Here is a 24279-nt window from a genome sequence, read left to right as displayed (position 1 = left end):
CGATGTCAAAACCAAAAACGCAAGTAAAAAATATTTTATAATTCGCATTTATTATCTAAATTTTATTTGTGTGCAATTTTTTGGAAGTATCGCTTTCAATTAACCCGTCTCGCAAACGAATAACTCTGTGTGCGTAAGCAGCGATGTCTTCTTCGTGAGTCACAAGAATTACGGTGTTTCCTTGTGCGTGAATATCTCCAAAAAGCTTCATAATTTCTACAGAGGTTTTACTGTCTAAATTCCCTGTTGGTTCATCGGCTAGAATAATAGAAGGTTTATTGACTAATGCTCTCGCAACTGCAACACGCTGGCGCTGTCCTCCAGAAAGCTGATTCGGCTGGTGATCCATTCTATCGGCAAGATTGACCTGTTTTAAAACTTCTGTGGCGCGGGCAATTCTTTCAGATTTTCCGTAACCGGCATAAATCATAGGTAAGGCAACATTATCTAAAGCCGTAGTTCTTGGCAAAAGATTGAAAGTCTGAAACACGAAACCAATTTCTTTATTCCTGATTTCTGCCAGTTCATCATCTTTCATTTTGCTGACATCTTTTCCATTTAAAATATAACGACCGGAAGTTGGAGTATCCAAGCAACCTAATAAATTCATTAATGTAGATTTTCCTGATCCGGAAGGTCCCATTAAAGCAACGTATTCTCCTTTTTGAATTTCTAAATCTATTCCTTTTAAAACATAAACGATTTCATTTCCTAAAGTAAAATTTCGTTTGATGTCGGTTATTTTGATTAATGGTTCAGCCATTTTGTTTTACAATTTTGGATTTAAAAGTACAAAACACTTTTCAATAAAAAGGATAAGTAGTTGAGAATTGGTTTTTGTTACAAATGCTCTTTCGTAAATACACTTTTATATTAAATGTTTTAAAAAAAAGAAAAATGTTATACCTTTTTAGGATTATATTGTAAAATTATCATTATTTTAAATGTTTTATAGTTTTAAAATGTTTTTAATTTTAAAAACATGATAATAATGTAATTTATTAGGAAAAGCATTTGGTAAATTTGATTAATCAATTAATTAAATAATCAAGATTATGAAAAATATCAAAATAGCTACAGGAATTGCTTTATTAGTATTAGGGTTAACATCGTGTAAAGATGAAAAACAAGAAAGAGCTCAAAAAACAGTAGACAACTATGTAATCTATGTTGACTCTGTGAAAAATGTTGCAGCTGCTGATTTAAAAGAGAATTGGAAAAGTGTAGAAGCAGAATATGATAGAAGATCTCAGGAAGCGCAAGCTGCGTTGGCTGATATTAAAGACAATGCTGCCGCAACAGAAAAAATAAATGCAAGCAAAATTAAGTACGAGGAATTTAAAAATGAAATGACCGCCCAATTTGCCCCTCCAACTCCTAGTGCGAAACAACAGTTAAGAGATGCTTTGTTTGGTGCAGGAAAGATTGGTGATGATATGAATTTTAACTGGGTTAATGCCCAAAACATTCATAGCGTTTATCAGCAGTTTGTTCATACTGTAGAAAATAATAAAGATAAATATTCTAGAGAAGACTGGGACGAAGTTAAGTTAATGTATGAAGCGCTTGACAGCCGTAAAAATACAGTTGAAAAAGAAGGTTTATCTGCTGAGGATAACAGAAAAATTGCTGGTTTGAAAGTGAAATTTGCACCAATGTATACTGTAAATAGAATGGGAGCTAAATCTGAAGAAAATAAAGACGCAAAAAAATAAGATTTTAAAATTTTGAATTAGAAAATGAAAAAGACGATCAGGAATGATCGTCTTTTTTTTATGCTCGAATAATAAAATGTTCTTTTGGTTGTTCTCGTCTAAAGAATACAAATCCCCATTGAAAAGTATCAATCGTAACTTTTACTTGAGGATGATTTTTGATGATTTCCCAAGCTTCTTCCATATCTTCTGACCAATGAACGTCATCGAAAATCCATACAGAATCATTGTCGATTGTTGGTAGTAAAAGGTCAAAATAAGCTAGGGTTGCTTTTTTAGAATGATTTCCGTCAAAATATATGAGGTTGTAATTTGTTGCTTGAATGTTCTCAGAAATTAAAAAAGATTCAAACTCAGAAATTACATTTTCAACATTATTACAATCAAATTCAGCCAATTGATTTTGGGCAACATTTGCTGTATTTGGACAGCCTTCAATAGTAACGACTTTCGCTTTCCGGTTTCCTAAAGCTAGTGCAGAAGTTGCCAAACCCAAAGAAGTTCCTATTTCTAAAATATTCTCTGGCTTAAAATAATTGGTGACACGAAACAATAATTCTGCTCGTTTTGGCGAAATTCCTGCTGTTTGTGCAATTTTAGAAATTTGTCTTCTATTTGATTTAAAAACTCTCGAACCTGCTCCAAAATCGGTTACTTCAATAAAGTTTTTGTTTTCTAAAAGCGATTTTCTATATTTTTTTAGAATTGCATATTCAGGTTTTGTTTTCTTATCATAAAAACATTTTGTCAGTAAATTAAAAACAAACGGCGAGTGAACGGCATGTTCGTTCTTAGAATGCCAAAGAAAGCTCAGATAAGATTTTATTTGAAAAAGCATCTAGAAATTTAGAATGAAATATTAATTTACTTTGATCAGTTTTACGTCGAAAATAAGCACAGAACCTCCTGGGATTGTCATATAATCATAACTTCCGTAACCTAAACGAGATGGTATTAATAGAACTCCCGATCCTCCTTCTTTAAAATAAGGGATACCTTCTGTCCATCCTTTGATTACTTGATTTAAACCAAATGAAATACCTGTATCTTTACTTTGATCAAAAACTTTTCCGTTTGTATAATAACCTTTATAAGCAACAGTTACATTAGAAGTAGAAGTTGGTTGAGCGCCATTACCTGGTTCTGTAATAATATAATAAAGACCTGAATCGGTTCTGGTTGCAGTTAAATTATTTTTGGTTAAATAATCTTTAATATCCTTTTCGTTTTGTTCTGTGAAATCTTTTGCTGGTTCAGATGGGTCTTTTTCTGTATCTTTTTCCGTGTTGTTGCAAGAAATAAATAAGGTTAAAGTAAATACTGCGGCTAATAGTTTTTTCATTGTGGATTTTTTTTTAAAATATTTAATATAGTAAAAGGTAATTTTTTGTTTCACAAAGATTCCCAAAGAAAACTCAAAGATTCACAAAAAAAACTTTGCGTAGCTCTGCGATTTCTTTGTGAATCTCTGTGTAATAACTATCCTTCAAGTTTAGCAGAAAGTTCAAACCAGCGTTCTTCTTTTGCTTCGATTTTATTAATTATGTTTTGAAGTTCGTTTGCTTTTTTCTCGATATCGGCATCTGCAATTTTTCCATCTGAGAATAATTGTTCGATTTTGGCTTTTTCAGCTTCTAAATCTTTAATTTCTCTTTCGATTTTCTGATATTCTTTTTGTTCGTTAAAGCTTAGATTTCCTGTTGGATTGTTTTGTTTCCAGTCTTTCTTTTCTGCTTTGTTTTCTTCTTTTTGGGCAACATCAGCACTGTCTTCGTAAGCTCTGAAGTCGGAATAGTTTCCTGGGAAATTCTCTATTTCGCCTTGTCCTCTAAAGACAAATAAATAATCGACAATTTTATCCATAAAGTAACGGTCGTGAGAAACTACCAATAAACATCCTGGATAATCCAAAAGGAAACTTTCTAAAACGTTAAGTGTTACAATGTCCAAATCGTTTGTAGGCTCATCTAGAATCAAGAAGTTCGGATTCTGAATTAAAACCGTACACAAGTATAAACGTTTTAATTCTCCACCGCTTAATTTCTCAACATAATCGTATTGTTTTTTGGCGTCAAAAAGAAAACGCTCCAATAATTGCGAAGCCGAAATGATTTTTCCTTTTGTCAACGGAATATATTCTCCATACTCTTTTATAATATCAATAACACGCTGACCCGGTTTTGGGTTAATTCCAGACTGTGTATAATATCCAATTTTTATAGTATCTCCTTTAACAACACGTCCGCTGTCTGGCGGAATTGTTCCTGTCAAAAGATTTAAGAAGGTCGATTTTCCAGTTCCGTTTTTACCGATAATTCCGATTCTTTCTCCACGTTGAAAGTCAAAGCTGAAATTGTCAAGAATAACGCGGTCTTTGAATTTTTTAGAAAGTTTATGAAGCTCAATGATTTTGCTTCCCATTCTTTCCATATTAATTTCAAGCTCAACTTTATTTTCTTTTCGTCGGCTTTGTGCTTTTTCTTTAATAATATAAAAATCATCCTGACGTGATTTAGATTTGGTTGTTCTCGCTTTTGGCTGGCGTCGCATCCATTCTAATTCTTTTACAAACAAGTTTTTAGCCTTGTCAACACTAGCATTTTCAGAAGTGATTCTTTCTTCTTTTTTCTGTAAGTAGTAAGAATAATTTCCTTTGTATTGGTATAGTTTTCCGTTGTCTAATTCTATAATTTCATTACAAACACGCTCCAAAAAGAAACGGTCGTGCGTTACCATAAACAACGTAATATTTTCTTTAGCGAAGTAACTTTCAAGCCATTCGATCATTTCTAGGTCTAAGTGGTTGGTTGGCTCATCTAGAATCAATAAATCGGGACGATTGATTAGAATTATGGCTAACGAAAGACGTTTTTTCTGTCCTCCAGAAAGATTCTTAACTTTAAGTTTGAAATCTTCCAGCTTTAATTTGAATAAAATTTGTTTGTATTGCGTTTCAAAATCCCAAGCATTATGCTGATCCATAGCGTCAAAAGCTTTTTGGTAAGCTTCTTCGTCAGCAGGATTTTCTAAAGCTTTTTCATAAGCTTCAATAACTTTAAGCGTTTCGTTATCTGAAGCGAAAATACTTTCTTCAATCGTAAGTTCATCTTGAAGATTATTGTCTTGTGACAGAAATGCCATTCTGATTCCTTTTCTCAAAACAACTTGTCCAGTATCTGGTTCTTCCAAACCATTAATAATGCTCATTATGGTTGTTTTTCCAGAACCATTTTTTGCAATAAAAGCGATTTTTTGATCTTTATTAATTCCAAAAGAAATGTTGTCAAAAAGGACTCTTTCTCCAAATGACTTTGATATATTTTCGACTGATAAGTAATTCACTTTGTAATTATAAGTTATAAATTATGAGTTATGAATGTTTTCTAAAACATAACTTTCTGCAAAAGTAAACTATTATCTTGCATTTGCGAATTATTTATGGAGATACAGCTTTAGAACGGAGCTTAAATCGAAATAATGAATTTGCTGAGGAACATTTATTACTGGTTTTCGAACAAGAGATTCATTCGTTAAAAAATAATGTAAACCATCTTTTGTTGCAATTCCTTCAATTTGATGAAAAGAAAGTTTTAAATCGATTCGTCTTTTATTTCCAGATAAAAAGTCTTGATCTTTAAAATCGTAGAGCAGATATAAAAAAGGTTTTCCCATTTTAGTATAGCCGCACAAAGTAATTAGTTTTTTGTCTTCTAAATAAGTGGCACCAGTAACCAGACCCTTGGTGTTAAGTGTTGTTTTGAGTATTGCAATTTGTGTCCCTTTTTGCTTTGACAAAGTGTAAATATTGGTCTTAGACGATTTCCATTGTTTAGTAAAGAGATAAATGCTGTCTTTAGAAACAATAAATGCTTCACAATCAAAATCGGTTTTGTTTGGTTTTGATGAAGAAAAATCAGTTTGATCTGAATAAGAAAATGCAATAGTTTCAATTTTCGGATTTTCCTCTAAAAAAGATTTTTTTTCAATTTTAAGAATTTTCAGATTAGTTCTATTTCCAGAATAATTATTGCCAAAATCACCGATATATAGATGTGTGCTGTCTTGCGAGATTTCTTCCCAATCGTGATTGATAGTTTCGGGAAGAATAATTTTCTTTTTGATTTTTCCTAAAGTATCCAAGCCGTAAATTGTTTTATCGTGATCGTCATTATGCATCCATAATAAATTACTAAAAGCAATTAAGCCAGAGGTTTCTTTTATTGAATCACTCAGTTGTCTAGAATATTCTGGTTTTAAATCTACTTTTTGATAGATACAGCTTCCATCATTTAGTTTTGCGTTTGGATTGTAATTTTTGGACAGTGAATCTGTGCAACCCGAAATTTGACTATAGGCTGAGGAGGTAAACAATGCAAAAAGTAATATCGCTCTTTTCATTTGAAGATTTCGTTGAATGTCTCTGTAAAAGTAGCTTTTAATAGCTAAAGATACGTTATATCCGCATTTCTAATATTTTTTATAACCTAATTTTTTTGTAAGAGGAAAACTAGACTTTTTTATATTAAAATAAGACATTTCTTTCTTTTTGTCTTTTGATTATACTTTTGCTACACTACTTTTGCAAAAATTAAAAAGCTCCCTCTTGTAAAATAAAGCATTTTCTGGAGTTTTTTACTGAAATAAGAATTTGGATCCGAGTTATGTGACTCGGAGAAGCGAAGCTATGCTCTTTGGACATTTTTTTCTAATTATTCAATAATATATGAAGATAGGAATAACATTTAGTGCTTTTGATTTACTACATGCAGGTCATGTAAAGATGTTGGAAGAGGCGAAAAGACAGTGTGATTATTTAATTGTTGGATTACAGATAGATCCGGCATTAGATCGTCCTGAAAAAAATAGTCCTACACAAACAGTGGTTGAAAGATACATCCAGCTTAAAGGGTGCAAGTTTGTAGATGAAATTGTTCCGTATTCGACAGAACAAGATTTAGAAGACATTCTAAGATCTTTTAAAATAGATGTCCGCATAATAGGCGATGAATATCAACATAAAAATTTTACAGGTAGATTATATTGTGAAGAAAAAGGTATTGACCTTTATTTTAACAAACGTGATCATCGTTTTTCAAGTAGTGGGTTGAGGAAAGAGGTAGCGGTTAGAGAGTTGTCGAAGGTAAAATAAAAGTGGAGATTATGAAAAAGGATAGCAGAATTTATATAGCTGGTCATAATGGAATGGTAGGTAGTGCCATTTGGAAAATTTTGATTGCTAGAGGATTTACAAATTTAGTTGGACTTCCTAGTGCAGAATTAGATCTAAGAGACCAAAAATCAGTTTGTGATTTTTTTGCCGACATGCAGCCTGAGATTGTGATTGATGCAGCTGCTCGTGTTGGGGGAATCTTAGCTAATAATGATTTTCCTTATCAGTTTATAATGGAGAATATGCAAATTCAAAATAATCTAATTGATACTGCCTTGCGAAGTGGAGTAGAAAAGTTTATTTTTTTGGGAAGTTCTTGTATTTATCCAAAATTAGCTCCACAACCACTAAAAGAGCATTATCTGTTAACGGATGTTCTAGAGCCAACTAATGAATGGTATGCTATTGCAAAAATTGCGGGTATAAAAGCTTGTCAAGCTATTAGAAAACAGTTTGGAAAAGACTTTGTAAGCCTGATGCCAACAAATTTGTATGGTCCGCATGACAATTTTGATTTACATACTTCACATGTTTTACCAGCTATGATTCGAAAATTTCATGAAGCTAGAATAAATAATAACGCCACAGTAACTCTTTGGGGGAGCGGAAAGCCAATGAGAGAGTTTTTGTATGTCGATGATATGGCTAAAGCGGTTGTTTTTGCTTTAGAGAACAGGCTACCTCACTATTTATACAATATAGGCACAGGTCAAGATTTAACAATAGAAAAACTTGCCGCAATTGTGCAGCAAGTTACTGGCCATACTGGTAAGATTATTTGGGACGCTGATAAGCCTGATGGTACACCAAAGAAACTTATGGATGTCTCAAAAATGCATAAACTTGGATGGAAGCACGAAGTAGAGCTTTACGAAGGGATTAAAATAACTTACGATTGGTTTTCAAAAAACATTGAAAATTTTAAACAGATAAAATTATAAAGGAACTACACTGTCCAAAGTTGAATAAAGTATGAAAGTAGCACTTATAACGGGAATCACAGGTCAAGATGGATCTTATTTGGCTGAATTATTATTAGAAAAAGGATATCAGGTGCATGGGGTTAAAAGGCGTGCGTCGTCTTTTAATACACAGCGAATAGATCATCTTTATCAGGATCAGCATGATCAGCATGTAAATTTCAAATTGCATTATGGAGATTTGACAGATTCAACTAATATTATTAGAATTATTCAAGAAGTACAGCCTGACGAAATTTATAATTTAGGTGCAATGTCTCATGTAAAAGTGTCTTTTGATTCTCCAGAATATGTAGCAAATGTTGATGGAATTGGTACTTTACGCATTTTAGAAGCAGTTAGGATATTAGGGTTTGAGAAAAAAACAAGAATTTATCAGGCTTCAACTTCTGAACTATATGGAGGTTTGCCAGAAAATAAGAACGAAAAAGGTTTTTATGATGAGAACTCTCCATTTTACCCGCGTTCTCCATATGGTGCTGCTAAAATTTATGGTTTTTGGATAACAAAAAATTACCGGGAAGCTTATAATATGTTTGCCTGTAATGGTATTTTGTTCAATCACGAATCTCCAAGACGTGGTGAAACTTTTGTAACCAGGAAAATTACAAGAGCAACCGTTAGAATTGCACTCGGATTGCAAAATAAATTGTATCTGGGAAATTTAGATGCTAAACGAGATTGGGGACACGCTAAAGATTATGTTAGGATGATGTGGATGATTTTGCAAGCAGATAAACCTGAAGACTGGGTAATTGCAACAGGTAAGACAGCTGCTGTTAGAGATTTTGTACGCATGAGCTTTGCCGAAGTCGGAATTGAGTTAGAATTTATTGGCAATGGAGTTGATGAAAAAGGGTATGTAAAAGCTAGTAATAATCCTAATTTTCAAATAGAGATTGGTAAAGAAGTATTGGCAGTTGATCCAAAGTATTTTAGGCCTACAGAAGTTGACATACTAATTGGTGATCCAGCTAAAGCAAAGAGCAAATTAGGCTGGGAATGTAATTATGATTTACAGGCTTTAGTCACAGATATGATGCAAAGCGATTTGGAACTTATGCAAAAAGAGCAATACTTAAATGAAGTTGGGTATAAAACTTTAAATTATTTTGAATAGTGTTGTCTGCAGTAGACAAAACAGTTAAAAATGAGAAGACAAAACAGAGAATATTAAAATTACGAAACAAGAATTTTAAATAGTATCTAACATGCAAACTAAAGAACAATTCAAAATTAGTTTTATAACTCTTTTGTGTAAAGTTTAAAGCATTTAAATCGTAGTGATAAAAAAAATTAAGCAAAAAATTTACTCTTTTTTTTCAGAGGGACATAGCAGAACCATTTTAGCAAAAAAGAATATAGCAATTTCTTTTTTTATTAAAGGGGCCAGCATCGTTATAGGATTATTATTGGTCCCTATGACTATAAATTACGTAAGTTCTATGCAATATGGTATTTGGTTGACTATTAGTTCGCTGATAGGATGGATGAGCTTTTTTGATATAGGAATGGGTAATGGTCTTCGAAATAAATTAGCAGAATCATTAGCTTTAAATGAGTTTCAGCTTGCTAAAATATATGTAAGTACAACCTATGCCTGTTTGCTAATAATTTCTCTTGGCTTATTTGTATTTTTCTGTTTTTTAAACCCTTATATCGATTGGCAAACTTTTTTAAATATTCCTGAATCTGTAAAAGATGATATTTCATTAGCAGTTCTAATAATTTTCGGCTCTTTTTGTGTGCAATTTGTAGTCCAATTAATCAACACAATACTTACTGCGGCCCATAAGCCTGCTATCGCTGGATTATTATTATTAATCGGACAAGTATGTGTTTTAATTACTATTTACATTATGACAAAGACGATTCAGGGAAATCTTATGGTTTTAGTATTAGCTTTAACAATGAGTCCTGTCATCATTCTAACATTGGCCAGTCTCTATTTTTATAAAACTAAATTAAAAAATATTGCTCCGGCATTTTCTCACGTAGATTTTAACTATTCAAAAAAGATATTTCAAGTTGGAGGACACTTTTTTATTATTCAGATAGGTTCAATAATACTGCTTCAGACAGATAATATTATTATTTCAAAATTTATAGGGCCAGAATCTGTCACAAAATTTAATGTAGCACTTAAACTATTTTCAACAGTAATTATGCTTTTTTCAATTATCATGAATCCTTACTGGAGTGCTTTTACAGATGCAAATGCAAAAAGAGATTATGAGTGGATAAAAAATAGCGTTAAAAAAATAAGGCAAATATGGTTTTTTATTTCGATTGTTATTGTTCCCCTGATCTTGGTGTTTTCAAATTTTATATATAAGTTTTGGTTAGGCGATTCAATACAAATACCATTTAAGTTATCACTTTTGTTAAGTTTATATGTAATCGCCTATATGTGCTTAAATTTAAATAGTTACTTTTTAAATGGAGTAGGTAAGATAAGATTACAACTATATATTTATTTAATTGTTTGTATTGTGAATATTCCATTATGTTGTTTTTTGGCAAAAAAAATCGGAATAAACGGAATAGTAATTTCTAATTTATTAATGTTTGTAGGAATGAGCATCATTCTTTGGATTCAAACTAATAAGGTTTTAGCACATACAGATAAAAATATATGGAGCAAATAAAATAGCATTGTGGAATTAGCATCTACTAGAAGAAATTTTAAAAGACAATTAAAGACGAAGAAACCTAGTTCACGTATCTTGCTATTTGTTTATTTACAACTTACTAATATTATTACTGGACCTGATCTTGTTTTGAAATTTTTAGGTTTTAAATATGGTAATGTTGCAGAAATTGGGCTCGGGTGGTTTACAACTTCTGTAAATTTTATTTTTGTTCTACTTTCTGCATTGGTTCTTTTGAATAATAAAAAAGCAAGTTTACAACTCGTTACAAAAGCAAAAAAAATCATCATTATTTTGGTTTTAACTTTCTTTTCGAGTGTTTTAGTTCTAGATAATATGTTTAGTCAATCAATTAATTTGATTTTTTTAACTATTGGCTATTTTATTAAAGTTTGTAGCCTAATCGTTTTGTTTGATAAATATAACATAGAATTTTCTGCAACATTGCTTAAAGTATTAAAAATACTAATGATATTAATGTTGTTATATCTTGTGATTTTTTTTGCAAATGGTTTTTCAACAACATTAATTGGTCGATATCAAAGCATTTTTAACCAACCTAATACCTTGGGACAGTTTTCTTCTTTGATAATTGTTGCTTTATTTTCTGATAGATTGTATTTTTCCAAGAGAAGTAAACGTGCTAATAATAATCTTTCTTTTTTCTTTTTTTTGTCAATTGGGATAGTATTTGTTTTCATGAGTCAAAGTTTTACAAACTTGTTATTGATTACATTGATTTTATTGATTTATTTTTTTTATAGCCTAAGTAATAGAATATTGCAGGTATTATTACTTATTTCAATAATTCTTTTTTCTTTTTTCATTTTTACAAATTCAAAAGATCTGTCGGTTTTGTCCTTTTCAAATGTTAATGTATCAGCATCAAATTTTAAAAGAGATTTAACTTTAACAGGGAGAACACAAATTTGGAGGGATGTTTTAGATAAGATTCAATTGGAGAATAAAACACTATGTGGTTATGGAATTGGAGGTTTCTGGGGTAAAACAGGCGCACCCTCATCTAAAATTGATAATGCGCTTTTTGCAGAAATAGGCCAATCGCATAATGGATTAATAGATTTATATGTTCAATATGGGCTAATAGGTGTTTCTTTATTTATATGTTTTTTGTCTAGTATTTTGAACAAATTATCCAAAATGAAATCTAATTCTTCGCACGTCATTTTTTTTAATTTCTTTTTTGTTTTGTTTCTCTTTAACAATTTAGTAGAATCAAGCTTTCTACAACCCAAAAATTTTTTAAATATCATATTTGTTTTAATTGCCACATATATTCTTACTACAGCTTTACCAAAGAATGGTAGACAACGGGGAATTAATAAAAGTATCAATCTTTCTTAAAAATGATCATCAAAAAGATTTCGGTTGCTATTTGTACTTATAACAGACCTTTGTTGTTGGAGAGATGTATTGAATCTGTTTTGACGCAAAATACTAATTATGAGTATGAAATTATTGTTATAGATAATGATGCAAAAAAAACTGCTCAAGAAATTGTCCAAAAGTATAAAGCAAGAGTTCACTATTATTTTCAGCCCTTAAAAGGATTGTCTTATGCAAGAAATATGGCTGTATCAAAAGCCACTGGAGAATTCCTTCTTTTTATTGATGATGATGAATATGCAGATCAAAATTGGCTTAAAAACATGATTAATTGTCAGAAGAAATACAAGGCTGATGTGGTTTTAGGCAAAGTTATTTATGAAATTCCAGAGCATTTTCCTTCCTATATTAAGAAGAGTCTGTTTTTTCGTCGTAAGAATAGAATTACTGGTGAAAATGCAGGAATAAATGAAGGATATACTGGAAACACTTTGGTTCGTAGGAAATTGTTTGAATTAAGAAATCCCTCTTTCCTAGAACAATTTAATCACACAGGTGGAGAGGACTCTGATTTTTTTAATTTTTTATTATCAAGACAAGCAAAAATTATATTTTCAAATGAAGCTATTATATACGAAACACAAGATTTTAAAAGATTAAAAGCATCTTGGTTTTATAAAAGAGGATATCGTTCAGGATATAATTATTCAAATCATCTTTTTAAAAACAATCATTTTTTTATTGGCTGTATAAAATGGCTATACAGTGTTTTTGGAGGTTTTATGGTGAGTTTCTTGTTAATTATCAGAATGATTTTTAGTCCAAATAAATATTTTATTAAAATGTTGGCAAAACTAGGCAATCAATTAGGGAAAATTGGATATGCCTTTCGTTTTCAAATTAAAGATTATTAAATAATTAATACTGATTGTAGGCTTGATTTTTTTAGACATGGTTTTGGATTTACCAATGAAAAAGAAATTTCTTACCTCAATAAAAGTTCAAAATTGATAGGTCTTCTATGAATTTATCCTCCTTATAAAGTAAATTTTTTACAATTCTATAATTAGTGGGCCAGTATTATGCTTTTGCAAAAAGAATGATTTAAAAAAAAACAAATGAATAATTTTTCTCCAGTAGTCCTTTTCGCATATAAGCGTCTAGGGACTTTACAAAAAACAGTACAATCACTTCAAAAAAATTACCTGGCTGAGAAATCGGACCTTTATATTTTTTCGGATGAAGCAAAAACATCTTTAGATAAGACAGCTGTAACTGCAGTTCGAAAATATTTGCATTCTATTAATGGTTTTAAAAGTATTACGATCTATGAAGCATCAATAAATAAAGGATTAGCAAATTCAATTCGAGATGGTGTAAGCCAAGTTTTGAAAACTCATGAAACAGTCATCGTATTAGAAGATGATCTTGTGAGCAGTGCAAATTTTTTAAATTTTATGAATGAAGCTCTTCTCTTTTATAAGGACGAATCAAAAGTGTTTTCAATTGCAGGATTTAGTATGCCAATTAAAGTTAATACAGAATTTGATAATTACTTTACTCAAAGATCAAGTTCAACAGGCTGGGCAACATGGCGAAATCGTTGGTTAAAAATTGACTGGAATGTTAGTGATTACAATGAATTTAAAGAAAACAGGAAAGCAAGAAATAATTTTAATAAGATGGGTTCTGATATGTCAAACATGTTGGATCGTCAGATGCAAGGAAAGATAAATTCTTGGGCTATTCGTTGGTGTTATCATCAATTTAAATATGATTTGTTTTCTGCGCACGCTTTTGTTTCAAAAATTGAAAATGTTGGTTTTACAAAAGATGCAAGCAATACAACAGAAACATATAATAGATTTCAAACAATTCTAGACAGTGGGTTAAAAACAAACTTCCTTTTTTCTTCAGACATTCGTTTAGATCCAAAAATAATAAAGCAATTCACTAAACCATTTTCTATTCTTTCTAGAATTAAGTACAAAGTGATTAATTTGTTTCAGTAAAATTGAAAATTCTCATAATTCATACGCGCTATCAAATGTTTGGTGGCGAAGATATTGTTGTAGATCAAGAATTGAATTTATTAAAACAACATCATACTGTTGAGGTTATATATTTTCAAAATCATCTAGGATGGAGGGGAGCAATGCAATTTTTGGGCTCAATTTGGAACGTCTCTTCTGCGAGAAAAGTTAGAAAAAAAATTAAGGAATTTAAACCTGATTTGGTTCATATACACAATTGGCACTTTGCTTTAGGCCCCTTGGTTTTTAGAAAAATAAGTCAATTAAAAATTCCAGTTGTTCATACAATTCATAATTATCGTTTATTATGCCCTTCTGGTATTTTACTCAACAAAGGGCAATTATTTAATCATAGCTTATATCAAAGATTTCCTTATACAGCAATATTTAAGAAAGTTTATAGGTCCTCGTTTTTCCAAACGTTTTGGCTTTCGTTTATTATCTGGTTTCATAAAAAAATAGGTACTTGGTCAAAAATTGAAAAATATTTGTGCCTTACTTCATTTGCAGTTGAACTTTTTCAAAAATCTAATTTTAATGTTCCTGTCGAAAAATTTGCAGTTAAGCCAAATTTTGTAATGACCGACAAAACTAAGTTGGAAGTTAAAAGGGGAAATCATTTTTTATTTGTAGGAAGATTGTCAGATGAGAAAGGGGTAAAAGTATTAATAGATGCTTTTAGGAATTCCTCATATGAACTCAAGATAGCAGGAGATGGTATATTAAAACAGCTTGTTGTAGATGCAAGTTTAGATAATAAGAATATCTGCTACTTAGGAAGCATACAAAATAAAGAAGTTAGATTAGAATTGAAAAAAGCTCAAGCCCTTATTTTTTCATCAATATGGTATGAAGGAATGCCAATGACAATAATAGAAGCTTTTTCATGCAGGACGCCAGTTATAGCATCAAATTTAGGAGCGATGTCTTCTATGGTTTCTAATAATTTAAATGGTTTTCATTTTGAGCAAGGTAATGCAGAGGACTTAATAAAAACACTACAATCATTTGATAAACTATCACAAGAAGTTAGAAAAGAAATTCAAAATAATGCCTATCAAACTTATAAAGAGAAATATTCGGTAAACTCCCAATTATCATATTTCAACGATATCTATATGTCAATTATTAATAAAAGAAATGAAGTGAAATGATTAATGAAATGTTATTTGAACCATGCCTTAGTTATAAAATATTTAAGGATGATTTGTCTAATTGTTTTTTAGACAAAAAAACATTGATTAATACTATTAATCAATATTCTTATTGTATCGCAGAAATAGATTTAACATTTAAAAAAGCCCTTCAGGAATCTGACATTCTTTTGCCGGATGGAATTGGAATTGTAGCTGCTGTAAAATTGTTGAATAATAAAAAAATTTCTAAGATAGCTGGAGCTGATCTTCATCACTATTTATTAAACGATTTAAATAAAAAAAAAGGAAAATGCTTTTATTTGGGTTCTTCTCAAAATACACTTGATAAAATTACTCAGAGAATTTCAAACGAATTTCCTGATGTGGAAGTAGAATCCTTTTCACCTCCTTTTAAAAATGAATTTTCAGATAATGATAATCAACAAATAATAAAGATAATAAATGATTTCAAACCTGATGTATTGTTCATTGGAATGACAGCGCCAAAACAGGAGAAATGGGCTTATAAGTTTAAAGAAATTTTAGATGTAAAAGTTATTTGCTCAATCGGAGCAGTTTTCGATTTCTATGCAGGAACAGTGGTAAGACCACATAAAGTATGGATAAATTTAGGTTTAGAATGGTTTGTGAGATTAATAAAAGAACCCAAAAGAATGTGGAAAAGATATTTATATTATGGGCCAGTTTTTGTTAAACTAATTTTAGAAAAAAAAATCAAAAGTCTTTTCAAGTAGAGTTCTTTTCAATTATGAAAATTTTAAAAAAACTATCTGAATATAGTTTCTCGAGATACTATCAAATTCTATTCATTGTTTGGGATATGATTTTGTTAAATGTCTCAGTCTTTGTTTCTGGTTTGATTAAGTCTGATGATCTTGATGTCATATCCATAAAAGAGACACAAACTATTTCTTTGTTGGGTAATTTAATATGGATTGGATTATTGCTTTATAAGAATTCATATAAAATTATTAGGATAGAAACCTTAGAGTCAATCTTAAGTAGAACAATTAAAAAAGTTATTATTCACGCTTCTATTGTTGCAGTTTTTGTGGTTTTTCTAGAATATTCAAATATTTCTAGGATGCAATTATTTTGTTTTTATGTGTTTTTCTTTGTGTTATTGATGCTATCAAGGTTTTTTTTGATGCGATTTTTAAAATATGTTAGATCTAAGGGATATAATTATAGAAACTTTGTTATTGTTGGAGCTAACGACAAGGGTAGGACCATACGCAAAATATTAGCCAAAAATTTAAATTATGGTTATAGATTTTTAGGTTTTTTTGATGAAAATGAAAATAGCCGTCATTTAGCAAACGATGTTATTTTGGGTGGGTTTAATGATATTCAGAACTACATGGCAAAAGTTCATGTTGATGAAATGTATATCGCATTGCATATCGATAATGTTAATATCATTAATTACTTAATAGATATTTGCGAGCAGCATATGGTTCGCGTGAAATTTATACCTGATTTTCAGTTGTATACTAAATCAAGTAGAGTTGAAATTTCTTTTTATGAGAATATGCCTGTATTAATGTCTCGCCGTGAGCCTTTAGAATATGCAGTAAATAGATTATTGAAAAAAGCTTTTGATATTTGCTTTTCAGGATTGGTTATTTTATTAATATTTCCGTGGTTGTTTCCAATTATAATGCTAATTATAAAAGTAGAATCTCCCGGTCCTGTTTTTTTTAAACAAGATAGATCTGGGCGGGATAACAAATCTTTTACATGTTTTAAATTTAGAAGTATGAGTGTTAATGCTTCTGCAGATGAGAAGCAGGCTCAGAAAGGGGATTCACGAGTTACAAAATTTGGTGCTTTTATTCGTAAAACAAGTATTGATGAATTGCCACAATTTTTTAATGTTTTTTTGGGCAATATGTCGGTAGTTGGACCACGCCCCCACATGTTGTATCATACGCAAGAATATAGTGAGTTAATCAATAATTATTTAGTTCGGCAATATGCCAAACCAGGGATAACTGGTTGGGCACAGGTTAATGGCTATCGCGGTGAAACCAAAGCACTGGTTGATATGGAAAATAGAGTAGAATGCGATATTTGGTACATTGAAAACTGGAGTTTACTTCTTGATGTGAAAATCATTATAAAAACAATTATTAATGTTTTTCGAGGAGAAAAAAATGCGTATTAGATTTCTTCCAAATTTAAAAAAATACCCCCTTTTTGTAAAAGTATGTTTGCAGGATAGGCTTTCTATTTTGTTGTAAATATTTTATGATTTAAAATCAAACCTAATGAAATTTCAATTTGTCTTTTTGATAAAAACTTTCGTTTTTTTGTCAGTTTTTTTCTTGTTTTTTTCTTGTGCTTCTAAGAAAGATCTCGTCTATTACCAAAACATTGATTCTCTTCAAACCAAGCAAAATGTAACTTCTTATGAAGTTAAAATTCAGCCTGATGATTTACTAATGATTATTGTTTCTGCTGATGACCCTGAGGTTGCTATTCCTTTTAATTTAAAAACATACAGTATTGCTGGTAACAATAAACTGGATGTTGCTCGTGGTCAAGAAACGTTGCAATTATATTTGGTAGATCATAACGGAAATATTGAGTTTCCTGTAGTTGGGAAAATAAAAGTTGGTGGATATAGCCGTACAGAAGTGTTGGAATTATTGCAGAATAAAATTGGGAACTACATTAAAAACCCAATAATCAATCTCCGTATAACAAATTTCAAAGTTTCATTGCAAGGAGAGGTGAATCAACCAGGAACTTATCCTGTTGCTTCAGAAAGAATTACGTTAATTGAGGCTTTGAGTATGGCCAAGGATTTGACTATATATGGAAAGAGAGATAATATTTTAGTCATTCGGGAAGTTAATGGAGTAAAATCATACAATAGAGTAGATTTAACAAAATCAGATTTTATTAATTCTCCTTTTTACTATTTGGCTCAAAATGATGTAGTATATGTTGAGCCTAATAAAACTAGAGTGAATTCCTCGGCAGTCGGTCCAAATACCTCTGTAATCATTTCTGCGATCTCTATTTTAGTTTCGCTTTCAGTCCTAATTTTTAAATAAAATCGAAATAATAAAGTATAATGAAAGAGTTTTACAATGATGTTGAAGATGATGCTGAAGATCTTGATCTTAAACAACAATTAGAAAAATATTTAGTTCATTGGCGTTGGTTTTTACTGAGTATTATAATAGGCCTACTGTTGGCTTTTTTATATTTAAGATTTTCAACAGCTTATTATGAGGCTTCAACTACAATACTTGTTAAGGATGAGAAAAAAGGTGGGATGCTTTCAGAACTTTCTGTTTTTTCAGATTTAGGTTTGGGATCAAGTATGAAAAGTAATCTTGATAATGAAATTGAAATTTTAAAATCAAGAACTTTAGTAGAAAGTACCATTTTGAAACTTAATTTAAATGTTGCTTTGTTACATGAGAAAAATTTTATCGAACGTGATATATATGACGAAGCTCCAATAGAAATTCATTTTGTAAACAAAATGCAATCGTTTAGAGAGGCAAATATTAATCTTAATTGCGAACTAAGAACTGCTGAAACTTTTTTATTGGTAGAGAAAACTGAAAACAAGGAAAGCTTTATAGAATCGCCTAAGAAAGAATTTAGATTTGGAGAAAAAATTTTTACGAAAATAGGAACTTTAGTAGTAAACAAAACATCTTTTTTTTCTGATTTTTATTCAAATGGGGAGAAATCTATCTCCATTTTGATAAAACCATTAGATGATTTAACAGAAGATTTTAGGAAAAAACTCAAAGTAGAACCTATTAGTAAAACCAGTAGTGTGGTTAGTATTTCAGTTTCAGATCCAGTCGCTAAAAAGGCTGAGGAGTTTTTAAACAATATGGTTGAGATTTATAATGAGAGTGCAAAACAAGATAAAAATTTCATTTCAGAAAACACCTCTAATTTTATTGCAAACAGACTTGCTCTGATTACACAAGAACTTGATGGAGTAGAACAAAATGTTGAGAGCTTCAAAAAATCAAATCGACTAACTGATATTGAATCTGATGCAAAGCTGTATGTTGAAAGTTCAAATGAATATGATAAAAAAGGAGTTGAAACTGAAATTCAGTTAAACATAGTTTCTTCGTTGCTTGATTTTATTAAAAAAAGTTCAAACTCAGATTTGTTACCTTCTAATCTAATTTTAGATAAAGGAGATGCATCTAATTTGATTAGTTCCTACAATCAACTGGTTTTAGATCGTAATCGAGTTTTAAAATCGGCAACAAATGAGAATCCAGCGGTTGTAAAATTAGATCAACAAATAAGTTCTTTAAAACTTAATGTCGCAGAAAGTTTGAATCGGATGCAGTCTAATTTGCAAATTCAAAATCGTGATCTAAAAACTAAAGAAGGGGTTTTGAATAGTAAAATTGGAAAAATTCCAGTTCAAGAGCGTCAATTTAGAGTGATAGCGAGGCAGCAAAAAGTAAAAGAAGAGCTTTATTTATACTTATTGCAAAAGAGAGAAGAAGCGGCAATTTCGTTAGCCGCAACTGAACCGAATGCTCGAATAATTGATACGGCAAAAGCAGAAAAGAATCCAGTTAGTCCAAAGAAAAAGATAATTTATCTAGCAGGAATTTTATTTGGGATATTGTTTCCGTTGGGTATTATTTATGCAGATGATTTATTAAATTCTAAAATTAAAAGCAGAGATGATTTAGAAGGGAAAACGCAAATTCCATTTATAGGCGATGTACCTAATTGCGAGCATGTGTCAGAATTAATCCAGCCTAATAGCAGGAGTAGCTCTGCAGAAGCGCTTCGTATTGTTAGAACCAATCTTGGATTTATGCTGAATAAAGATGAAGTAGGTAAAGCAAAAACGATATTTGTAACTTCAACTTTTGCTTCTGAAGGTAAAACATTTATTTCGACAAATTTAGCAGCCAGTTTTGCATTGTTAGAAGAAAAGGTTTTGCTTATAGGTATGGATATTAGAAGTCCAAAACTGAATGAATATATTAATCTTCCCTCTGAAGGGCTGACAAATTATTTGTCTTCAAGCAATAAAGAAATTGGGGATTATATCGTAAAGCATGATAAATATGAGAATTTTTATATTTTGCCTGGAGGAATAGTTCCACCAAATCCACCTGAATTGTTGACGAACAAAAAAGTAGATCAGCTATTTGAAAAACTAAAAGCAGAATATGATTATATAATAGTAGATACTGCTCCGGTTAGTCTCGTAACGGATACATTGCTTATAGCGAAAAATGCTGACACTTTTGTTTATGTAATGCGTGCCAGATTTTTAGAAAAACGAATGATATCTATTGCAAACAGATTTTTTAGAGATAAAAAACTTCCTAATATGTGCATTGTTCTAAATGATACAAATCCGAAAGGAATGTATAGTTACGGTTATGGAGAGAAATTGGAGAAAAGGGGGTGGCTTAAAAAAATTATCAGCTAAAATAAAAAAAACGGTTCAAAATATTTTGAGCCGTTTTTTTTTGCAAAACAATTGTATCTATGTTGTTAATTTAATGTTTCACAAGAATTGACGTAAAAATAGTATATAGCAATAATTAAAATACTATTTTCGTCATTTAGACTAAAAACAAATCTTATTCAGACAAAAAGCTTAAAAATGAACTTTTTACAAAACCTATCACAATATCGTTTTTCGCGTTACTCTAAACTATTATTTGTGTGCTGGGATCTTTTATTATTAAATTTTGCTGTATATCTATCTGCTATGACAAGATTTGGAGATACAGAGAAGCTTTTTTTAAAAGACGAAAAAACGATTTCACTATTAGCTAACTTGATCTGGATTGTTTTACTGATGCAAAAAGACTCTCATAGAATTATAAGGATAGAATATATTGAATCAATTTTAAAAAGAACAATTAAAAAGATTCTTATACATGTCGCCTTAATAGTCTTTTTTGTTGTTTTTTTAAAATATACAGACATTTCAAGGCTTAGGTTGTTATATTTTTACCTTCTTTTTTTTACTTTACTAATGATCTCCCGCTATATACTAATGAAACTCTTAAAGTATGTTAGAGCTAAAGGATATAATTTTAAAAAAATCATTATTGTAGGAGCTAATGAAACAGGAGAAAAGATGCGGAAAATACTAGCTAAAGATCTAACATATGGATACAAATTTTTAGGTTTTTTTGATCAAAAGAATGAATTAGAAAATCAATCTATTACAATTATTGGAGGGTTTGATGATGTACAGGACTTTATTATTAGAGAAAAAGTAGAAGAAGTGTATGTAGCTTTGCATATAGATAATATTAAAGTAATAAATGAGTTAACAAAAGTATGTGAGCAAAACTTGGTCAGAATTAAATTTATTCCTGATTTTCAGTTGTATACAAAATCTAGTAAGGTTGAAGTAGCTTTTTATGAAAATACACCTGTCTTAATGCTACGCCCTGAACCTTTAGAATTAGCAATAAACAGACTTATAAAAAAAATCTTTGATCTTTGTTTTTCTGCACTAGTTATAATTTTGATCTTTCCCTGGCTCTTTCCAATAGTGATGATAATTATAAAATTGGAATCAACAGGGCCTGTGTTTTTTAGGCAAGATCGTTCTGGTCGAGACAACAAATCATTTTCATGTATTAAATTTAGAAGCATGTACCTAAATGATTTGGCACATGATAAACAAGCTAAAAAAGGAGATTTGCGTATAACAAAATTTGGAGCCTTTATGCGTAAAACAAGTATTGATGAGTTACCACAATTTTTTAATGTCCTTTTCGGAAATATGTCTGTAGTAGGTCCACGGCCTCATATGATCAATTTAGCCAAAGAATATGGAGAACTAATAGATAATTATTCGGTTCGCCATTATGCTAAACCAGGAATTACAGGTTGGGCACAAGTAAATGGTTATCGAGGAGAAACAAAAAAGCTTTCTGATATGCAAAATAGAGTAGAATCCGATATTTGGTATATAGAAAATTGGAGTTTGCTATTAGATGTTAAGATTATAATTAGAACAATTATGAACATTATTAAAGGCGAAGAAAATGCTTATTAGCAAGTTCTATATCGCTGTATTTTTTTTTAAAATTTGAAAAAGGAATTGTTTGCAATTACTTCTTTCAAAATGGAAACATCCCTAATATTTACCTTTTGCTCAAAAGATTTAACATGCTTATTGTGATGGACATCAGTTCCTGCAAAATCATACATTCCTTTTTTGAGAATTTGTTCGGCTATTTTGTTAATTTCACTTCCGTAATAACCGACAACTGAAAGTAAGTTTAACTGAAATCGGCATCCCGCTTTTTTTAATTTATCATATTCATTAAAGTTTTTATGATAAAATAAATATCTTTCAGGATGAGCCAAAACAGGAATATATCCTGCTACTTGTAGGTCAAAAAGCGTTTTATAAAGCTGTATTGGAGCATTCATATAAGACATTTCTACCAATACATAATTATCTTTTAAAGTTAAAAGCTTTTCACTTTTAAAGTGATTCTCAAACCAGTCGTCCATAAAATATTCTGCAGCTGCTTTAAGAGGAATATTTATATTTTCATTTGTTATAATCTGTTTAGTTTCTATATAAGAATTGATAATAGTCAAAGGAGAGTTATCCCAAAGATAGTGGCTAATATGTGGAGTTGTAATAAATTGAGATACTCCCAATCCCTTTAAAGATTTAATAAGCATTTTAGTATTGTCAATAGTTTTTGCGCCATCGTCAATTCCTGGTAACAGGTGAGAGTGAATATCGACAAAGTTACCGCCTAGCAGATCTCTTAAAAAAGGTTTCGATTTGAAAAATGATAACATAGTACAAAAAAGGTTTAGCTCAATTCATTATGCTGCAAAAATAATCTAGAATTTGTAATAAGACATTTTAGATTTATGTTATATTTGATTTTTAGTAAAAAAGTAAAAAATTATGAAAATAAAAGAGAATTTGTTTAATCAGCGTATTATTTCTATTGATGCTTTGCGTGGAATTACCATTTTTGTAATGATTTTTGTAAATGATCTTGCAAGCATTCAAAATGTACCACAATGGTTGAAACATATGCCTGCAGATGCCGATGCAATGACTTTTGTTGATTTAGTTTTTCCTGCTTTTTTATTCATTGTCGGAATGTCTATTCCGTTTGCTTTTAATGCCAGATTGATAAAAGGTGACAGCCCGAAAATAATTTGGACACATACTCTTAAAAGAGCCATTGCTCTTATTGTAATTGGTGTTTTTATGGTCAATGCCGAATATGGCTACGACGCTTCTAAAATGATAATCGCACCTGCGTTTTGGGGACTTTTAGCTTATGCGATGCCAATTCCGATTTGGAATAAATATCCAAAAGATTTTCCTATTTGGTTAAAAAATATACTTCAATACGCAGGGATTTTAGTTCTAATAGCACTATATTTTTTATATGTTCAAGAAACTGGAGATCGAGGAATGACTCCAAAATGGTGGGGAATACTCGGATTAATCGGTTGGGCGTACCTTTTTACAGTAGTTTATTATTGGCTAGTTTCTGGAAATTTATGGGCAATGATTGCATTTTTGTTTTTTTCTGTTGCAATGAATTCGCTTAATCTAACCGAAAATTCTTTTGTACAAAATACTTCTTGGCTGAGTTTTATAGCAGGACACCTAACACATGCTTCTTTAGCTTCAGCTGGAATAATAGTTTCGTTATTGTTTTTTGATCGAAAAATCAGTTCCAAAATAAACTGGTCAGTAATTGGTTTTGTTGCGCTATTTACAATCACGGCTATTTTGTTTCGTCCTTACTTTGGAATTTCAAAAATTAAAGGAACACCATCTTGGACCATGTTTTCGGCAGCAATATGCACCGTTTTGTTCTATTTGTTGTATTGGCTGATGGAAGTTAAAAAACAAACTAAATGGAGTGAATTTTTTATGCCTGCAGCGGCAAATCCGTTATTAATTTATATTTTGCCAGGTGTAATTTATTATTTCTGTAAAGCTTTTAATCTCCATATTATTCCCGGATATTTTAGAGAAGGAGTTCCTGGAATTATTTGGTCTCTAGTATTTTCTATCATTATGCTTTATGTTATGAAAATCTTTAATCGATATAAAATTCAGCTGCATCTTTAATTTTTCAAGTTCAAGTTTTATGCAGAACTTGAAACTTGAAACCTGACCATGTAATTTTTATTGTCGAAAAACGTTTAGGAGAAGCAGGTATAGAAACTTTTGGATGCGAGCCTCCGT

21 protein-coding genes are annotated in these 24279 nt (G+C 30.6%); 15 read left to right on the top strand and 6 right to left on the bottom strand.

Annotated elements, in window-relative coordinates; genetic code table 11:
* Window positions 1-55 precede the first annotated feature (55 nt).
* A complete protein-coding gene (locus tag ACFO3N_RS08850) occupies window positions 56-763 on the bottom strand; it encodes an ABC transporter ATP-binding protein (RefSeq protein ID WP_379796968.1) in 708 nt (235 codons plus the stop codon).
* 292 nt (window positions 764-1055) lie between these two features.
* Here ACFO3N_RS08850 and ACFO3N_RS08845 point away from each other — a divergent pair, with 292 nt between their 5' ends.
* Window positions 1056-1715, top strand: coding sequence for a hypothetical protein (locus ACFO3N_RS08845; RefSeq protein WP_379796966.1), 660 nt, complete (start codon window positions 1056-1058; stop codon window positions 1713-1715).
* Window positions 1716-1773: 58 nt separating this feature from the next.
* On the opposite strand, the gene ACFO3N_RS08840 is transcribed toward ACFO3N_RS08845, so the two are convergent.
* The 4 genes from ACFO3N_RS08840 to ACFO3N_RS08825 all read right to left on the bottom strand — a co-directional run bounded on the left by ACFO3N_RS08840 (window position 1774) and on the right by ACFO3N_RS08825 (window position 6113).
* Window positions 1774-2553: an O-methyltransferase gene (locus tag ACFO3N_RS08840; protein ID WP_379796964.1), complete on the bottom strand. Its 780-nt coding sequence runs from the start codon at window positions 2551-2553 to the stop codon at window positions 1774-1776.
* A 21-nt stretch (window positions 2554-2574) separates the two neighbouring features.
* Complete coding sequence (locus tag ACFO3N_RS08835) at window positions 2575-3057, bottom strand: FKBP-type peptidyl-prolyl cis-trans isomerase (RefSeq protein ID WP_379796962.1); 483 nt, start codon at window positions 3055-3057, stop codon at window positions 2575-2577.
* Window positions 3058-3194: 137 nt separating this feature from the next.
* Entirely contained in the window at window positions 3195-5057 is a 1863-nt protein-coding gene (locus ACFO3N_RS08830) for an ABC-F family ATP-binding cassette domain-containing protein (protein WP_379796960.1), read from the bottom strand.
* Between the two features lie 90 nt (window positions 5058-5147).
* Window positions 5148-6113 (bottom strand): T9SS C-terminal target domain-containing protein, encoded by a 966-nt coding sequence (locus ACFO3N_RS08825; protein WP_379796958.1) that lies wholly within the window; start codon window positions 6111-6113, stop codon window positions 5148-5150.
* 325 nt (window positions 6114-6438) lie between these two features.
* Here ACFO3N_RS08825 and ACFO3N_RS08820 point away from each other — a divergent pair, with 325 nt between their 5' ends.
* From ACFO3N_RS08820 to ACFO3N_RS08760, 13 genes are all read left to right on the top strand, one after another.
* The gene (locus ACFO3N_RS08820; RefSeq protein ID WP_320492348.1) at window positions 6439-6864 is read left to right on the top strand and encodes an adenylyltransferase/cytidyltransferase family protein; all 426 of its coding nucleotides are present in this window, start codon (window positions 6439-6441) and stop codon (window positions 6862-6864) included.
* A gap of 11 nt (window positions 6865-6875) precedes the next feature.
* The gene (locus tag ACFO3N_RS08815) at window positions 6876-7826 is read left to right on the top strand and encodes a GDP-L-fucose synthase family protein (protein ID WP_320492347.1); all 951 of its coding nucleotides are present in this window, start codon (window positions 6876-6878) and stop codon (window positions 7824-7826) included.
* 31 nt (window positions 7827-7857) lie between these two features.
* Window positions 7858-8985, top strand: a complete 1128-nt coding sequence (gene gmd, locus ACFO3N_RS08810; RefSeq protein WP_320492346.1) for a GDP-mannose 4,6-dehydratase — start codon at window positions 7858-7860, stop codon at window positions 8983-8985.
* Window positions 8986-9148: 163 nt separating this feature from the next.
* Window positions 9149-10513, top strand: a complete 1365-nt coding sequence (locus tag ACFO3N_RS08805; protein ID WP_379796955.1) for a lipopolysaccharide biosynthesis protein — start codon at window positions 9149-9151, stop codon at window positions 10511-10513.
* 9 nt (window positions 10514-10522) lie between these two features.
* Window positions 10523-11881, top strand: a complete 1359-nt coding sequence (locus tag ACFO3N_RS08800; RefSeq protein WP_379796953.1) for an O-antigen ligase family protein — start codon at window positions 10523-10525, stop codon at window positions 11879-11881.
* A 2-nt stretch (window positions 11882-11883) separates the two neighbouring features.
* Window positions 11884-12777 carry a glycosyltransferase family 2 protein gene (locus ACFO3N_RS08795; protein WP_379796950.1) on the top strand — a complete coding sequence of 298 codons (894 nt, stop codon included), beginning with the start codon at window positions 11884-11886 and terminating at the stop codon, window positions 12775-12777.
* Window positions 12778-12981: 204 nt separating this feature from the next.
* Window positions 12982-13875, top strand: coding sequence for a sugar transferase (locus ACFO3N_RS08790; RefSeq protein WP_320492342.1), 894 nt, complete (start codon window positions 12982-12984; stop codon window positions 13873-13875).
* Between the two features lie 2 nt (window positions 13876-13877).
* The gene (locus ACFO3N_RS08785; RefSeq protein ID WP_379796948.1) at window positions 13878-15050 is read left to right on the top strand and encodes a glycosyltransferase; all 1173 of its coding nucleotides are present in this window, start codon (window positions 13878-13880) and stop codon (window positions 15048-15050) included.
* Window positions 15047-15787: a WecB/TagA/CpsF family glycosyltransferase gene (locus tag ACFO3N_RS08780; protein ID WP_379796946.1), complete on the top strand. Its 741-nt coding sequence runs from the start codon at window positions 15047-15049 to the stop codon at window positions 15785-15787. The genes ACFO3N_RS08785 and ACFO3N_RS08780 overlap by 4 nt, the downstream gene beginning before the upstream one ends.
* 14 nt (window positions 15788-15801) lie before the next feature.
* Entirely contained in the window at window positions 15802-17220 is a 1419-nt protein-coding gene (locus ACFO3N_RS08775; RefSeq protein ID WP_379796944.1) for an undecaprenyl-phosphate glucose phosphotransferase, read from the top strand.
* Between the two features lie 103 nt (window positions 17221-17323).
* The gene (locus ACFO3N_RS08770; RefSeq protein WP_379796942.1) at window positions 17324-18115 is read left to right on the top strand and encodes a polysaccharide biosynthesis/export family protein; all 792 of its coding nucleotides are present in this window, start codon (window positions 17324-17326) and stop codon (window positions 18113-18115) included.
* 20 nt (window positions 18116-18135) lie between these two features.
* Entirely contained in the window at window positions 18136-20502 is a 2367-nt protein-coding gene (locus ACFO3N_RS08765; protein WP_379796940.1) for a GumC family protein, read from the top strand.
* A 177-nt stretch (window positions 20503-20679) separates the two neighbouring features.
* Window positions 20680-22095, top strand: a complete 1416-nt coding sequence (locus tag ACFO3N_RS08760; protein ID WP_379796938.1) for an undecaprenyl-phosphate glucose phosphotransferase — start codon at window positions 20680-20682, stop codon at window positions 22093-22095.
* A 26-nt stretch (window positions 22096-22121) separates the two neighbouring features.
* On the opposite strand, the gene ACFO3N_RS08755 is transcribed toward ACFO3N_RS08760, so the two are convergent.
* The gene (locus ACFO3N_RS08755) at window positions 22122-22859 is read right to left on the bottom strand and encodes a tyrosine-protein phosphatase (protein ID WP_320492335.1); all 738 of its coding nucleotides are present in this window, start codon (window positions 22857-22859) and stop codon (window positions 22122-22124) included.
* Window positions 22860-22971: 112 nt separating this feature from the next.
* On the opposite strand from ACFO3N_RS08755, the gene ACFO3N_RS08750 reads away from it, so the two are divergent.
* The gene (locus ACFO3N_RS08750) at window positions 22972-24162 is read left to right on the top strand and encodes a DUF5009 domain-containing protein (RefSeq protein WP_379796936.1); all 1191 of its coding nucleotides are present in this window, start codon (window positions 22972-22974) and stop codon (window positions 24160-24162) included.
* The last annotated feature ends 117 nt before the right edge of the window (window positions 24163-24279 follow it).

It is taken from the genome of Flavobacterium chungangensis (assembly GCF_042654045.1).
Taxonomy (GTDB): domain Bacteria; phylum Bacteroidota; class Bacteroidia; order Flavobacteriales; family Flavobacteriaceae; genus Flavobacterium; species Flavobacterium chungangensis.
This window is presented reverse-complemented; position numbering and strand designations above follow the sequence as displayed.

What these genes read in the sequence shown, in the direction of transcription:
- ACFO3N_RS08850 (WP_379796968.1), bottom strand. Translation starts at nt 763, where the DNA reads ATGGCTGAACCATTAATCAAAATAACCGACATCAAACGAAATTTTACT.
- ACFO3N_RS08845 (WP_379796966.1), top strand. Translation starts at nt 1,056, where the DNA reads ATGAAAAATATCAAAATAGCTACAGGAATTGCTTTATTAGTATTAGGG.
- ACFO3N_RS08840 (WP_379796964.1), bottom strand. Translation starts at nt 2,553, where the DNA reads ATGCTTTTTCAAATAAAATCTTATCTGAGCTTTCTTTGGCATTCTAAG.
- ACFO3N_RS08835 (WP_379796962.1), bottom strand. Translation starts at nt 3,057, where the DNA reads ATGAAAAAACTATTAGCCGCAGTATTTACTTTAACCTTATTTATTTCT.
- ACFO3N_RS08825 (WP_379796958.1), bottom strand. Translation starts at nt 6,113, where the DNA reads ATGAAAAGAGCGATATTACTTTTTGCATTGTTTACCTCCTCAGCCTAT.
- ACFO3N_RS08820 (WP_320492348.1), top strand. Translation starts at nt 6,439, where the DNA reads ATGAAGATAGGAATAACATTTAGTGCTTTTGATTTACTACATGCAGGT.
- ACFO3N_RS08815 (WP_320492347.1), top strand. Translation starts at nt 6,876, where the DNA reads ATGAAAAAGGATAGCAGAATTTATATAGCTGGTCATAATGGAATGGTA.
- gmd (WP_320492346.1), top strand. Translation starts at nt 7,858, where the DNA reads ATGAAAGTAGCACTTATAACGGGAATCACAGGTCAAGATGGATCTTAT.
- ACFO3N_RS08795 (WP_379796950.1), top strand. Translation starts at nt 11,884, where the DNA reads ATGATCATCAAAAAGATTTCGGTTGCTATTTGTACTTATAACAGACCT.
- ACFO3N_RS08790 (WP_320492342.1), top strand. Translation starts at nt 12,982, where the DNA reads ATGAATAATTTTTCTCCAGTAGTCCTTTTCGCATATAAGCGTCTAGGG.
- ACFO3N_RS08780 (WP_379796946.1), top strand. Translation starts at nt 15,047, where the DNA reads ATGATTAATGAAATGTTATTTGAACCATGCCTTAGTTATAAAATATTT.
- ACFO3N_RS08775 (WP_379796944.1), top strand. Translation starts at nt 15,802, where the DNA reads ATGAAAATTTTAAAAAAACTATCTGAATATAGTTTCTCGAGATACTAT.
- ACFO3N_RS08770 (WP_379796942.1), top strand. Translation starts at nt 17,324, where the DNA reads ATGAAATTTCAATTTGTCTTTTTGATAAAAACTTTCGTTTTTTTGTCA.
- ACFO3N_RS08765 (WP_379796940.1), top strand. Translation starts at nt 18,136, where the DNA reads ATGAAAGAGTTTTACAATGATGTTGAAGATGATGCTGAAGATCTTGAT.
- ACFO3N_RS08760 (WP_379796938.1), top strand. Translation starts at nt 20,680, where the DNA reads ATGAACTTTTTACAAAACCTATCACAATATCGTTTTTCGCGTTACTCT.
- ACFO3N_RS08755 (WP_320492335.1), bottom strand. Translation starts at nt 22,859, where the DNA reads ATGTTATCATTTTTCAAATCGAAACCTTTTTTAAGAGATCTGCTAGGC.
- ACFO3N_RS08750 (WP_379796936.1), top strand. Translation starts at nt 22,972, where the DNA reads ATGAAAATAAAAGAGAATTTGTTTAATCAGCGTATTATTTCTATTGAT.